We start from the raw sequence: 12464 nt of genomic DNA, 5'->3' as shown, positions 1-12464 counted from the left end.
TCAGCCAACATGGGCCACGATGGGCTCGATCAGCGGTTGCAGTTCCTGCTCGGTGTGCCAGATGTCGTAATCGGCCTGTACCGCCAGCCAGACCTTGGCCTTGCCGATTCCGGCGCGTTCCAGCTTGACCGCCAGTTCCGCGCGGATTGGCGCATGGCCGTTCAACACCTTGGACAGGTGCGGGCGGGCGTAGCCGATATGCCGCGCGAGCTCCGTCACGCTGATGCCCAGTTCGGGCAAGATATCCAGGCGCAGGGTGTCACCGGGGTGGGGCGGGTTGTGGATGGGCATGATCCTGCCTCCTGTTCAGTGGTAGTCCAGATAATCCACCAGCTCGATATCCGAACCTACGAAACGAAAGATCACTCGCCAGTTGCCGGACACTACCAGGGACCAGTAGCCAAGCAGGTCGCCCCTGAGCGGGTGCAGCCGCCAGCCCGGCAGATTGAGGTCTGCCGGTTCGCTGGCGTGATCCATGAACGACAGCTGGCGGGCCAACCGGCGTGCATGCTCGGCCCGTATTCCACGAGTCGACCCGGTTTCATAGAAGGCGTGCAGGCCTTTGTGCTGAAAGGACTTGATCATGGGGTGCGAGTGTAAGGCGATACCTTACACGCTTCGTAGCGGTTTTGTATTGCAGAGAATGATCAATAACCTGTTACGAGGCCCCCCACGGGGCGTTTCTCTGTCGCAGCTCGGTTCGGCAAGGAGTCGGGCACGGGGCTTGTGAACGGGTAACAAAGGCTAACCAGCCGCTTGTTGCACCGCCCGTCCCATCACCCCTATAGTTCGCGCCGTCGCTGCCAATTCAGCGGCCGGGTTTGGTCACCCGAAATTAGAAGGCGCACGCGCCACCCTGGTTTGCAGGCACTTTTTCGTGTCCGCACGCTTAATGGTGGGCTGTGCGCGGGACACCTTCGGGTGTGCCGGGTGCCTTCTTCCCGGTTGACCAACCTGTGCACAGTCCGCCACCCATCGTTTGGTCACGATTGGGGCGGTCATTCATAAAGAAGGATCTAATGATGAATACCCCGAAAACTGCTGCTCACTATGTGCCGCTTAAATCCAACATAAGCCGGCCAGGTGTGTTTTTTATCAACGCCAATGCCTCCCCTGAGGCGCTGCACGAAGCCGCCGAGCAACGCATGCGCACGGCTGCCAATCTGCTGGAAACCCTCTGCTGCCTGAACTTCAGCCACGGCGATGTGAAGGACATTCCCCACATCATCGACGTGCTCTATGTGCTGACCCAGGATGGTTGCGACCTGCTGGAGGCGGCGAAATGGCGATCCTGTGCTGAGGCTCAGCCCAGCCACTGAGGCTTGAACCTGGCCGCGCCAGCCCGGCGCGGCTTCAGGCCTTGGGTTGCTCGACCCGTTCGATCATCCGATCGCGCTGGGCCAGGGTCGGGAACAGCTTGATCCAGACGCCGGTCACCAGCAGCGTGCCGACCCCGCCCAGCACCACCGCCGGCACCGTGCCGAACCAGTGGGCGGTCAGCCCGGATTCGAACTCCCCCAACTGATTCGAAGCGCCGATGAACAGGCCGTTCACCGCGCTGACCCGGCCGCGCATTTCGTCCGGGGTTTCCAGTTGCACGAAGGAGGCGCGGATCACCATGCTGATCATGTCCGCCGCCCCCAGCACCACCAGCACCGCCAGGGAAAACCAGAACGAAGTCGAGAGGCCGAAGGCGATGGTGGCCACGCCAAACACCCCGACCGCGGTGAACATCACCCGCCCGACCTTGCGCTCGACGCTAAAACGCGCCAGCCACAGGGACATCAGCAAGGCCCCCACCGCTGGCGCCGAACGCAGCAGCCCCAGGCCCCAGGGGCCGGTGAGCAGGATGTCCTTGGCGAACACCGGCAGCAGCGCGGTGGCGCCACCCAGCAATACCGCGAACAGGTCCAGGGAGATGGCGCCGAGGATGTCCGGGCGGCTGCGGATGAAGCGGATGCCCGCCAGCAGCGAATCGAGGGTGGCCTTGCCCTTGTTCAACGGGGTCTGCCGGGCCGGCAGGTTGAGCATCAGCAGGCAGGCGATCAGGTACAGGACCACGGTGGGGCCGTAGACCCAGACGCTGCCGAAGGCGTACAGCAACCCGCCCAAGGCCGGGGCGACGATGGTCGCCGACTGCTGCGCCGATTGCGCGGCGGCCACCGCCCGGGGAAACAGCGCCGCGGGCACGATGCTCGGCAGCAGGGCCTGGGTGGTGGGCATTTCGAAGGAGCGGGCGCCGCCGAGCAGGAAGGCCAGGATGAAGATCATTTCCCGGGTGACGCTGTCGGTCAGGCTGCCGACGGCCAAGGCCAGGGCGATCAGGGCTTGCAGCGACTGGCAGATGGCCGCCACCCGACGCCGGTCGTAGCGGTCGGCCACATGCCCGGTGTGCAGCATGAACAGCACCCGCGGGGCGAATTCCACCAGCCCCACCAGACCCAGGTCCAGCACATTGCCGGTCAGTTGGTAGAGGTTCCAGCCAATGGCCACGGTGAGCATCTGGAAGCCGCTGGCGGTAAAGATCCGCGCCAGCCAGAACGCGATGAACGGACGATGGTGACGGAGCAGCAGAGGGTCTTGGCTGGGCATCGGGCGGTAGATCTGAGCGGGGAGTGCCACGAGATTATCACCAAGATGTAACCAATAGTTGCGGCTCGGGGAAAATTCGTTAGCCGCGCATCTATCTTGTTTTTCGCTCGAACACCTGGTCGCGAACCCTGTAGCCGTTGCCGCAGGCTGCGAACGGCTCCGAAGGAGACGCCAGGATCTTGAATACGCCGCAGGTTCGACGGGAAGTTGCCAGCCAAGGCCCTGCGTACCGAACGCGGCCCGGCCTTTCGCAGCTTCGCAGGCTCAGCAGCGGCTACAGGCGTTTTGGGTGGGGAAAAGCCGGGAAAACCCCGGGCTTGAGAGGGTGAGGCAAGCTGTCACGCGGCAAATAACCACAGAGTTGCATGGCGAAATTAGGACTACTCTTTCAATGTTGCTTGATCCAGATCAAAACCTTTTTGCAAAGGCTGATGTGGTGGCCCAAGTGCCAGACTCCCTGCGTAGCGATGGTTTAAAAAAGAACGAATCCGAATTCGCCGCACTCCATATCCGTGGGGGCAGTGGGTGCAGGCCTCTGGCCGGCAGCCGGTATTACCTGATAGAGGAAAGCTTATGTTCGGTTTAGAGGCTCTTGATCTCGCCCGAATTCAGTTCGCGTTCACCATCTCGTTCCATATCCTGTTCCCGGCGATCACCATCGGCCTGGCGAGCTACCTGGCGGTACTCGAAGGCCTCTGGCTGAAGACCCGCGACGACACCTACCGCGATCTCTACCACTTCTGGTCGAAGATCTTTGCCGTCAACTTCGGCATGGGCGTGGTCTCCGGCCTGGTGATGGCCTACCAGTTCGGCACCAACTGGAGCCGCTTCTCGGACTTTGCCGGGTCCGTCACCGGCCCCTTGCTCACCTATGAAGTGCTCACGGCCTTCTTCCTCGAAGCCGGTTTCCTCGGGGTGATGCTGTTCGGCTGGAACAAGGTCGGGCGCAAGCTGCACTTCTTCTCCACGGTGATGGTGGCCATCGGCACCCTGATCTCGACGTTCTGGATCCTCTCGTCCAACAGCTGGATGCAGACCCCGCAAGGCTATGAAATCGTCAACGGCCAGGTGATCCCGGTGGATTGGCTGGCGGTGATCTTCAACCCGTCATTCCCCTATCGCCTGGCGCACATGGCTGTAGCGGCGTTCGTCGCCACGGCGTTCTTCGTCGGTTCGTCCGCAGCCTGGCACTTGCTGCGCGGGCGGGACAACCCGGCCATTCGTCGCATGCTGTCGATGGCCATGTGGATGGCCCTGATCGTGGCGCCGGTGCAGGCGGTGATCGGCGACTTCCATGGCCTCAACACCCTCAAGCACCAGCCGGCGAAAATCGCCGCCATCGAAGGCCACTGGGAGAACGTCGGCAACGAGCCGACCCCACTGATCCTCTTTGGCTGGCCGGACATGAAGGCCGAGAAAACCCGCTTCGCGGTGGAAATCCCTTACCTGGGCAGCCTGATCCTCACCCACTCGCTGGACAAGCAGGTGCCGGCGCTCAAGGAGTTCCCACCCGAGGACCGGCCCAACTCGACCATCGTCTTCTGGTCGTTCCGGATCATGGTCGGCCTGGGCATGCTGATGATCTTCACCGGCCTGTGGAGCCTCTGGCTGCGCAAGCGCGACACCCTCTACACCTCGCGCCCGTTCCTGTACCTGGCGTTGTGGATGGGCCCGTCCGGGTTGATCGCGATCCTGGCCGGCTGGTTCACCACCGAGATCGGCCGCCAGCCGTGGGTGGTCTATGGCCTGATGCGCACGGCGGATGCCTCTTCCGGCCACAGCTTTGTGCAGATGAGCATCACCCTGGCGCTGTTCGTGGTGGTGTACTTCTCGCTGTTCGGCGTGGGTATCGGCTACATGATGCGCCTGGTGCGCAAAGGCCCGGTTACCAACGAAGGTGCCGAAACCAGCCACGGTGGCCCCGGCCAGAAACGCACCCCGGCCCGTCCGCTGTCCGCAGCCGACGATGACCACGACGCCGACCACGGCACCCGCCTGAACAAGGGGAACTGAGTCATGGGTATTGATCTTCCGCTGCTCTGGGCCGTGATTATCATCTTCGGCATCATGATGTACGTGGTCATGGACGGCTTCGACCTGGGGATCGGGATTCTCTTCCCGTTCGTCAAGGACGACCGCGACCGTGACGTAATGATGAACACCGTCGCGCCTGTCTGGGACGGCAACGAAACCTGGCTGGTACTGGGGGGCGCGGCGTTGTTCGGCGCCTTCCCGCTGGCCTACTCGGTGGTGCTCTCGGCACTCTACCTGCCGCTGATCCTGATGCTGGTGGGCCTGATCTTCCGCGGCGTGGCCTTCGAGTTCCGCTTCAAGGCCAAGGAAGACAAGCGCCACATCTGGGACAAGGCCTTCATCGGCGGCTCGGTGGCGGCGACCTTCTTCCAGGGCGTGGCCCTGGGGGCATTTATCGATGGCCTGCCGGTGGTCAACCGCCAGTTCGCCGGCGGTTCCCTGGACTGGCTGACCCCGTTCACCCTGTTCTGCGGCCTGGCGCTGGTGGTGGCCTATGCCTTGCTCGGTTGCACCTGGCTGATCATGAAGACCGAAGGCAAGCTGCAACTGCAGATGCATGACCTGGCGCGGCCCCTGGCCTACGTGGTGCTGGCGGTGATCGGCGTCGTCAGCATCTGGACGCCCCTGGCCCACGCCGAGATTGCCGCGCGCTGGTTCACCCTGCCGAACCTGTTCTGGTTCCTGCCGGTGCCGATCCTGGTGCTGGTGACCATGTACGGCCTGCTCCGCGCCGTGGCCCGCAACGCCCACTACACGCCGTTCCTGCTGACCCTGGTGCTGATCTTCCTCGGCTACAGCGGCCTGGGCATCAGCCTGTGGCCGAACATAGTGCCACCGTCGATCTCCATCTGGGACGCCGCCGCGCCGCCGCAGAGCCAGGGCTTCATGCTGGTGGGCACCTTGTTCATCATCCCGTTCATCCTGGGTTATACCTTCTGGAGCTACTACGTGTTCCGCGGCAAGGTCACCCACGAAGACGGTTATCACTAGGTAGGAGCCGGCTTGCCGGCGAAGAGGCCTTCGCGCCTTGCGCCGAGCTTGCGGTCGCTTTCGCTGGCACGCCAGCTCCTACGGGAATACGGGTTAGGCAGGAGTTGAGGTCATGAGCGGTAAACACTCTTTGCAGGAAATCGAACAGGCGGAAAAGAAGCCGCTGTGGCAGCGCCTGGGTTGGCTGGTAATGATCTGGGGCGGCAGTGTCCTGGCCCTGTTCGTGGTCGCCAGCCTGATGCGCATGTTCATGAATGCCGCAGGCCTGACCACCCACTGATCATCCCATCCCGTTGCCTTGCGGCTCGGTTTCAACCCTCCCTTGGTGGAGGGTTTTTTTTGCCTGTCGAAAAGGCCGCTGTGTTCTGGCGAGCCCTTACTTGCGGGCCTTGAGGATGACGAACTTGGGGGTTGCCGCCACTTGCTCGACGCCGCGGAACAGCCGCGCCAGCTTGCTGTGGTAGCCCAGGTGGCGGTTGCCGACGATGTACAGTGCGCCCCCTACCACCAGGGCCTCCCGGGCCTGCTGGAACATGCGCCAGGCGAGGAAGTCGCCCACCACCTGCTGCTGGTGGAACGGCGGGTTGCACAGCACCACCTCCAGGGATTGCGCTGCCTGTCCGGCCAGGCCGTCGCCGGCTCGCATTTGGGCTTCGCGCTCGCCCAGCACGGCCTGCCAGTTCTCCCGGGCCGATTGCACCGCCATGAAGGATTCGTCCACCAGGGTGTAATGGGCCTGGGGGTTGTCCAGGGCGCTGGCAATGGCCAGGACGCCGTTGCCGCAGCCCAGGTCCGCGACCCGGGCGCTGCCGAGGTTCTGCGGCAGGTGCGGGAGGAAGGCGCGGGTGCCGATGTCCAGGCCTTCGCGGCAGAACACGTTGGCGTGGTTGAGCAGCTCGATGGCCGGCTGTTCCAGGCGATAGCGGGTCGGGTAGGGCGACACGACGGGCTGCTTGTCTTGCGGCGTGGCAATCAGCAGCCGAGCCTTTTTCACCGCCAGCGAGGCCTGGACCGGGCCGATGTAGCGCTCCAGCAAATCACCGGCGGCGCGGGGCAGGTGCTTGACCATCGCCGCCGCCACCACCTGGGCGCCGGGGGCCAGCTGCCCTTGCAGGCGGATCAGTTGCTCTTCCAGCAGGGCCAGGGTCTTGGGGACGCGGATCAGCACCCGGTCGAAGGGGCCGGCCAGGGGCTCGCTGGCCGGCACCACACGCACGGCGTCGAAGGGCAGGCCGTTGCGCACCAGGTTCTTTTCCAGGGCCAGGGCGCCCAGGTAAGAGTCGCCACTGCTGCTGACCTGGACCTTGCCCAGCAGGCTCGCGGCCAGGGCGCCGAAGCTGTCGTTGAGCACCAGCACCCGGGTGTCGCTGGCCGGTTGTTGTTCGGCCAGGTGATTGAGCAGGTATTCGTCCGCCGCGTCGAAGGCTTGCAGTGGCTCGTTCTGCTGTTCGGGCTGGCGGATCAGGTCGAGCTGGGCGAAGGGGCTTGCAAGCAGGGGCATGGGGCGGACTCTAGGTAATCGGTGAATGTCCCGGCGGTGGGGGCTGTCGAGCGCACGGGAACCTTCGGACAGCGGCAGCGCGGGCTGTTCGAAGCGGGGCTAAATGGTACGTTTTTTTGTCGCTGATTGCCCGCGCTCTATGCCACTACAAACCGCCGGTGTTTCTGCGCGGCGCTTTGCGGGACACTAGCGCATCGGTTTTGTGGAGCCTGTCATGACTGCCAGTGAAGAAAAGTACACCCGCCAGACCCTGCTCGAGGTCCAGCCCCTGACCTCCAGCCTGTTCACCCTGCGCACCACCCGGGATGCGGGTTTTCGCTTTCGTGCCGGGCAGTTCGCTCGCCTCGGGGTGACCAAGGCCGACGGCAGTACGGTGTGGCGCGCCTATTCCATGGTGTCGTCGCCGTTCGATGAGTTTCTCGAGTTCTTTTCCATCGTGGTGCCCGGCGGCGAGTTCACCAGCGAGCTGAGCCGCCTGGAAGTGGGGGACAGCCTGCTGGTGGATCGCCAGGCCTTTGGTTACCTGACCCTGGACCGTTTCGTCGATGGTCGCGACCTCTGGTTGCTATCCACCGGCACCGGGATTGCGCCGTTCCTGTCGATCCTCCAGGACTTCGAGGTGTGGGAAAAATTCGAACGCATCATCCTGGTCTACAGCGTGCGCGAGGCCAAGGAGCTGGCCTATCAGCGCCTGCTGGCCGAGTTGCCCCAGCGCGAATACCTGGCGGAATTTGCCCACAAGCTGCAATTCATCAGCACCGTGACCCGCGAGCAGCATCCGGGCAGCCTCAACGGGCGCATCACCCAGTTGATCGAGAACGGTGAGCTGGAGCGTGCCGCCGGCGTGGAGCTGAGCCCCGAGCACTCCCGGGTGATGCTCTGCGGCAACCCGCAGATGATCGATGACACCCGCGCCCTGCTCAAGCAGCGGGGCATGAGCCTGAGCCTGACCCGGCGACCGGGGCAGGTGGCGGTGGAAAACTACTGGTAATGAAAACGGCGCCATCAGGGCGCCGTTGTCGTATTGCGGGATCAGCCTCAGGGCTTGTTGTTCTGAGCCTTGAGCAGGTCGCGGATCTCCCCCAGCAGCTCTTCTTCCTTGGTCGGCACCGGCGGCAGCGTCGGGGCCACGGCCTCTTCGCGCTTGAGACGGTTGATCACCTTGACCCCCATGAAGATGGCGAAGGCAATGATCACGAAGTCGATGATGCTCTGGATGAACTTGCCGTACGCCAAGACCACTGCCGGCGTATCGCCCGCAGCCGCCTTGAGGGTGACCGCCAGATCCCCGAAGTTCACCCCACCGATCAGCAGGCCGATTGGCGGCATGACCACGTCGCCAACAAAGGACGAGACGATCTTGCCGAACGCGGCGCCGATGATGATACCGACGGCCATATCGACCACATTACCTTTGACCGCGAAGGCCTTGAATTCACTTAGCACGCCCATAGGTTATTCCTTGCTACAGATGAGGTTGGTTACGGCAGTGTAATTCAGCAAAAAGTATTTTGCCGAAACAACTTTTTACAGCTCGCGGGGTTATCGACCGATAAAGAGGCAAATAGTTTATTCAAAGTGCCATCAAGTCGCGCGCGATATACCCCGCGCCCCACGATATAACCAGTACATTCTGTCAATCGAGCGGTTACGGCCTTTCTATTTATCTTTCAAATATTTAGTCACTAGCCTCTAGCAGGCGCATCGAGATGCGCCTTATATAACTAGAGGAATACAACATGACCGCTTCTCTTGGCCTTGGGAGTCTTTCCCAGCGACGCGTACTGGGCGTGCTTGCCGCCAGTATGCTTTCCCTTTCCGTACAGGCCGCCACGCTGACCCGCGACAACGGTGCGGCAGTGGGCGACAACCAGAATTCGCAGACTGCGGGCGCCACCGGCCCGGTGCTGTTGCAAGACGTGCAGTTGATTCAGAAACTCCAGCGGTTCGACCGCGAGCGCATTCCAGAGCGTGTGGTGCATGCCCGTGGCACGGGTGCCCACGGTACTTTCACGGTAACCGACAACCTCACGGACCTGACCCGTGCCAAGGTGTTTGCCGCCGGCGAAGTGACCCCGGTATTCGTGCGTTTCTCGGCGGTGGTGCATGGCAACCACTCCCCGGAAACCTTGCGCGATCCACGGGGCTTCGCCACCAAGTTCTATACCGCGGACGGTAACTGGGACCTGGTGGGCAACAACTTCCCGACCTTCTTCATTCGTGATGCCATCAAGTTCCCGGACATGGTGCATGCGTTCAAACCCGATCCGCGCACCAATCTCGACGATGACTCGCGGCGTTTCGACTTCTTCTCCCATGTTCCAGAAGCCACCCGTACTCTGACCGAGCTGTATTCCAACTCCGGCACTCCGGCCAGTTACCGGGAAATGGACGGTAATGGTGTGCATGCCTACAAGTTGATCAACGCCAAGGGCGAAGTGCACTACGTGAAGTTCCACTGGAAGAGCCTGCAGGGTCTGAAGAATCTCGACCCGAAACAAGTGGTGGAGGTACAGGGCCGCGATTACAGCCATATGACTAATGACTTGGTAACCCACATTAATAAAGGGGACTTTCCCAAGTGGGACTTGTATGTCCAGGTATTGAAACCCGAAGACCTGGCCAAGTTTGATTTCGACCCGCTGGACGCTACCAAGATCTGGCCCGGTGTGCCCGAGCGCAAAGTCGGGCAGATGGTGTTGAACCGCAATCCGGCCAACGTCTTCCAGGAAACCGAGCAAGTGGCCATGGCACCGGCCAATCTGGTGCCAGGCATCGAACCGTCGGAAGACCGCCTGCTGCAAGGCCGGGTGTTCTCCTATGCCGATACCCAGATGTACCGCATCGGCGCCAATGCCCTGCAACTGCCGATCAACGCGCCGAAGAACCCGGTGAACAACGGCAACCAGGACGGCGCGATGAACCTGGGCCACAGCAGCATGGGGGTCAACTACCAGCCAAGCCGCCTGATGCCACGCGAAGAGCCGCAGACCGCGCGCTACAGCCAGATGGCGCTGGCGGGCAGCACCCAGCAGGCGAAGATCCAGCGCGAGCAGAACTTCAAGCAGGCCGGTGACCTGTATCGCTCCTTCAGCAAGAAGGAACGCCAGGACCTGATCGACAGCTTCGGCGGCTCCCTGGCCACCACTGATGATGAGAGCAAGCACATCATGCTGTCGTTCCTTTACAAGGCCGACCCTGAATACGGCACTGGGGTGACCAAGGTGGCCAAGGGCGACCTGGCCCGAGTCAAGGCCCTGGCGGCGAAGTTGAGCGACTGATCGAGCGAGCCTTACCCGTCACGCCCGCCCGGGCGTGACGTCTTTTTCCGACAGAGGAGTCGCGCCATGCGTCTTTTTATAGCGCTGCTGTCAGTGGCCTGGTCGTTTGCCGCCTACGCGCAGCCTACGGCCGAAGCAGCGGCCGCCGCCGACCCGGTGGCGGTCAAGGTCCAGCTGGAAAACTACTATTTCGATGCCGCCCGCCGTGGCGATGTGGAAATGCTCGACACCTTTATCGCGGCCGGCTATTCCCTCGATACCCAGGATGAAAAGGGCTACACCGCGCTGATCCTCGCGGCCTATCACGGCCAGGGCCCGGCGGTGGAGCGCCTGCTGGCCGCTGGGGCCAACGCCTGCGCCCAGGACAAGCGTGGCAACACGGCCTTGATGGGGGCGATCTTCAAGGGCGAGGTGCAGATCGCCCGGCGCCTGCTGGCCGCCGATTGCAGCCCCGACCAGCGCAATGGCGCCGGGCAGACCGCCGCCATGTACGCCGGGTTGTTCAAGCGGGTCGAATTGCTTGACGCCCTGGCCGCCAAGGGCGCCGACCTGAATGCCGAGGATCCCCTGGGCAATAGCGCCACGCGCCTGGCCAGCGGGCAGATACGTACCGCCGCACCGCGCTGATCCGCGCCAGCTGAGCTATCATCGCGGTTTTTGCCGGGGGTTCAGATGGCCAAGGCCAAGCGCATGTACGGCTGCACCGAGTGCGGCTCCACCTTTCCCAAATGGGCCGGGCAATGCGGTGAGTGCGGGGCCTGGAACACCCTGACCGAGACCATGATCGAAAGCGGCGGCGCGGCGGCACCTGCCGGGCGCACCGGCTGGGCCGGGCAGCAGGCGCAGATCAAGACCCTGGCGGAAGTCAGCGTCGAGGAAATTCCGCGTTTCTCCACCGCTTCCGGTGAACTCGATCGGGTACTGGGCGGCGGCCTGGTGGACGGTTCGGTGGTGCTGATCGGTGGTGATCCGGGGATCGGCAAGTCGACCATCCTGCTGCAGACCCTGTGCAATATCGCCACGCGCATGCCGGCGCTGTATGTCACCGGTGAGGAATCCCAGCAGCAGGTGGCGATGCGCGCCCGGCGCCTGGGCCTGCCCCAGGACCAACTGCGGGTGATGACCGAGACCTGCATCGAAACCATCATCGCCACGGCCCGGGTAGAAAAACCCAAGGTCATGGTGATCGACTCGATCCAGACGATTTTCACCGAACAACTGCAGTCGGCCCCGGGCGGCGTGTCCCAGGTGCGCGAGAGCGCGGCCTTGCTGGTGCGCTACGCCAAGCAGAGCGGCACGGCGATCTTCCTCGTCGGCCACGTGACCAAGGAAGGGGCCCTGGCCGGGCCGCGGGTGCTGGAGCACATGGTGGACACCGTGCTGTATTTCGAAGGCGAATCCGACGGGCGCCTGCGCTTGCTGCGGGCGGTGAAGAACCGTTTCGGTGCGGTGAATGAGCTGGGTGTATTCGGCATGACTGACCGCGGATTGAAGGAGGTCTCCAATCCTTCGGCGATTTTCCTGACTCGTGCCCAGGAAGAGGTTCCGGGCAGCGTGGTGATGGCCACCTGGGAAGGCACCCGGCCGATGCTGGTGGAGGTCCAGGCGCTGGTGGATGACAGCCACCTGGCCAACCCGCGCCGGGTGACCCTGGGCCTGGACCAGAACCGCCTGGCCATGCTGCTGGCGGTGCTGCATCGCCATGGCGGCATCCCCACCCACGATCAGGATGTGTTCCTCAACGTGGTGGGCGGGGTCAAGGTGCTGGAAACCGCCTCCGACCTGGCGTTGATGGCCGCCGTGATGTCGAGCCTGCGCAACCGTCCGTTGCCCCATGACCTGCTGGTGTTTGGCGAAGTCGGCCTGTCGGGTGAGGTGCGCCCGGTGCCCAGCGGTCAGGAGCGCTTGAAGGAAGCGGCCAAGCACGGCTTCAAGCGAGCTATCGTGCCCAAGGGCAACGCGCCGAAAGAGGCGCCGCCGGGCTTGAAGATCATTGCCGTGACCCGCCTGGAGCAGGCGCTGGATGCACTTTTCGAGTAAGCATGCAGGTCTTTTTTGAAAGGAAG

Annotated in this window: 13 protein-coding genes; 8 read left to right on the top strand and 5 right to left on the bottom strand. The window is 63.0% G+C overall.

The window, feature by feature from the left end:
- Together A9971_RS30515 and A9971_RS30510 are read right to left on the bottom strand one after the other, a co-directional pair.
- Positions 1-291, bottom strand: a complete 291-nt coding sequence (locus A9971_RS30515; protein WP_053154009.1) for a HigA family addiction module antitoxin — start codon at positions 289-291, stop codon at positions 1-3.
- Between the two features lie 15 nt (positions 292-306).
- Positions 307-585 (bottom strand): type II toxin-antitoxin system RelE/ParE family toxin, encoded by a 279-nt coding sequence (locus A9971_RS30510; protein WP_183001047.1) that lies wholly within the window; start codon positions 583-585, stop codon positions 307-309.
- Positions 586-1022: 437 nt separating this feature from the next.
- Between A9971_RS30510 and A9971_RS30505 the strand changes: the two genes are divergently transcribed.
- Entirely contained in the window at positions 1023-1319 is a 297-nt protein-coding gene (locus A9971_RS30505) for a hypothetical protein (protein ID WP_047289358.1), read from the top strand.
- Positions 1320-1353: 34 nt separating this feature from the next.
- Here the strand turns inward: A9971_RS30505 and A9971_RS30500 are convergent, their stop codons facing one another.
- Entirely contained in the window at positions 1354-2592 is a 1239-nt protein-coding gene (locus tag A9971_RS30500) for an MFS transporter (RefSeq protein ID WP_019095094.1), read from the bottom strand.
- Positions 2593-3165: 573 nt separating this feature from the next.
- On the opposite strand from A9971_RS30500, the gene A9971_RS30495 reads away from it, so the two are divergent.
- The 3 genes from A9971_RS30495 to A9971_RS30485 all read left to right on the top strand — a co-directional run bounded on the left by A9971_RS30495 (position 3166) and on the right by A9971_RS30485 (position 5896).
- Positions 3166-4605, top strand: a complete 1440-nt coding sequence (locus A9971_RS30495; protein ID WP_011063588.1) for a cytochrome ubiquinol oxidase subunit I — start codon at positions 3166-3168, stop codon at positions 4603-4605.
- 3 nt (positions 4606-4608) lie between these two features.
- Positions 4609-5616 carry a cytochrome d ubiquinol oxidase subunit II gene (cydB, locus tag A9971_RS30490; RefSeq protein WP_011063587.1) on the top strand — a complete coding sequence of 336 codons (1008 nt, stop codon included), beginning with the start codon at positions 4609-4611 and terminating at the stop codon, positions 5614-5616.
- Positions 5617-5728: 112 nt separating this feature from the next.
- Positions 5729-5896: a DUF2474 domain-containing protein gene (locus A9971_RS30485; protein ID WP_011063586.1), complete on the top strand. Its 168-nt coding sequence runs from the start codon at positions 5729-5731 to the stop codon at positions 5894-5896.
- Between the two features lie 96 nt (positions 5897-5992).
- On the opposite strand, the gene A9971_RS30480 is transcribed toward A9971_RS30485, so the two are convergent.
- The gene (locus tag A9971_RS30480; RefSeq protein ID WP_015637112.1) at positions 5993-7117 is read right to left on the bottom strand and encodes a methyltransferase; all 1125 of its coding nucleotides are present in this window, start codon (positions 7115-7117) and stop codon (positions 5993-5995) included.
- Positions 7118-7331: 214 nt separating this feature from the next.
- Between A9971_RS30480 and A9971_RS30475 the strand changes: the two genes are divergently transcribed.
- On the top strand, positions 7332-8108 hold the full coding sequence (locus A9971_RS30475; RefSeq protein WP_019095097.1) for a ferredoxin--NADP reductase: 777 nt from the start codon (positions 7332-7334) through the stop codon (positions 8106-8108).
- 47 nt (positions 8109-8155) lie between these two features.
- Here the strand turns inward: A9971_RS30475 and mscL are convergent, their stop codons facing one another.
- Positions 8156-8569, bottom strand: coding sequence for a large-conductance mechanosensitive channel protein MscL (mscL, locus tag A9971_RS30470; protein ID WP_011063583.1), 414 nt, complete (start codon positions 8567-8569; stop codon positions 8156-8158).
- 287 nt (positions 8570-8856) lie between these two features.
- Here mscL and katB point away from each other — a divergent pair, with 287 nt between their 5' ends.
- The 3 genes from katB to radA all read left to right on the top strand — a co-directional run bounded on the left by katB (position 8857) and on the right by radA (position 12438).
- Positions 8857-10398 carry a catalase KatB gene (gene katB, locus A9971_RS30465; RefSeq protein ID WP_183001046.1) on the top strand — a complete coding sequence of 514 codons (1542 nt, stop codon included), beginning with the start codon at positions 8857-8859 and terminating at the stop codon, positions 10396-10398.
- Positions 10399-10464: 66 nt separating this feature from the next.
- Positions 10465-11025: an ankyrin repeat domain-containing protein gene (locus A9971_RS30460; RefSeq protein ID WP_015637109.1), complete on the top strand. Its 561-nt coding sequence runs from the start codon at positions 10465-10467 to the stop codon at positions 11023-11025.
- Between the two features lie 45 nt (positions 11026-11070).
- Complete coding sequence (gene radA / locus A9971_RS30455; protein ID WP_011063580.1) at positions 11071-12438, top strand: DNA repair protein RadA; 1368 nt, start codon at positions 11071-11073, stop codon at positions 12436-12438.
- Positions 12439-12464: the final 26 nt, after the last annotated feature.

The organism is Pseudomonas sp. UME65, assembly GCF_014170225.1.
GTDB classification, from domain to species: Bacteria; Pseudomonadota; Gammaproteobacteria; order Pseudomonadales; family Pseudomonadaceae; genus Aquipseudomonas; species Aquipseudomonas protegens.
This window is presented reverse-complemented; position numbering and strand designations above follow the sequence as displayed.

Coding starts and splice junctions, on each gene's coding strand:
- A9971_RS30515 (WP_053154009.1), bottom strand. CDS start 291: ATGCCCATCCACAACCCGCCCCACCCCGGTGACACCCTGCGCCTGGAT.
- A9971_RS30510 (WP_183001047.1), bottom strand. CDS start 585: ATGATCAAGTCCTTTCAGCACAAAGGCCTGCACGCCTTCTATGAAACC.
- A9971_RS30505 (WP_047289358.1), top strand. CDS start 1,023: ATGAATACCCCGAAAACTGCTGCTCACTATGTGCCGCTTAAATCCAAC.
- A9971_RS30500 (WP_019095094.1), bottom strand. CDS start 2,592: ATGCCCAGCCAAGACCCTCTGCTGCTCCGTCACCATCGTCCGTTCATC.
- A9971_RS30495 (WP_011063588.1), top strand. CDS start 3,166: ATGTTCGGTTTAGAGGCTCTTGATCTCGCCCGAATTCAGTTCGCGTTC.
- cydB (WP_011063587.1), top strand. CDS start 4,609: ATGGGTATTGATCTTCCGCTGCTCTGGGCCGTGATTATCATCTTCGGC.
- A9971_RS30485 (WP_011063586.1), top strand. CDS start 5,729: ATGAGCGGTAAACACTCTTTGCAGGAAATCGAACAGGCGGAAAAGAAG.
- A9971_RS30480 (WP_015637112.1), bottom strand. CDS start 7,117: ATGCCCCTGCTTGCAAGCCCCTTCGCCCAGCTCGACCTGATCCGCCAG.
- A9971_RS30475 (WP_019095097.1), top strand. CDS start 7,332: ATGACTGCCAGTGAAGAAAAGTACACCCGCCAGACCCTGCTCGAGGTC.
- mscL (WP_011063583.1), bottom strand. CDS start 8,569: ATGGGCGTGCTAAGTGAATTCAAGGCCTTCGCGGTCAAAGGTAATGTG.
- katB (WP_183001046.1), top strand. CDS start 8,857: ATGACCGCTTCTCTTGGCCTTGGGAGTCTTTCCCAGCGACGCGTACTG.
- A9971_RS30460 (WP_015637109.1), top strand. CDS start 10,465: ATGCGTCTTTTTATAGCGCTGCTGTCAGTGGCCTGGTCGTTTGCCGCC.
- radA (WP_011063580.1), top strand. CDS start 11,071: ATGGCCAAGGCCAAGCGCATGTACGGCTGCACCGAGTGCGGCTCCACC.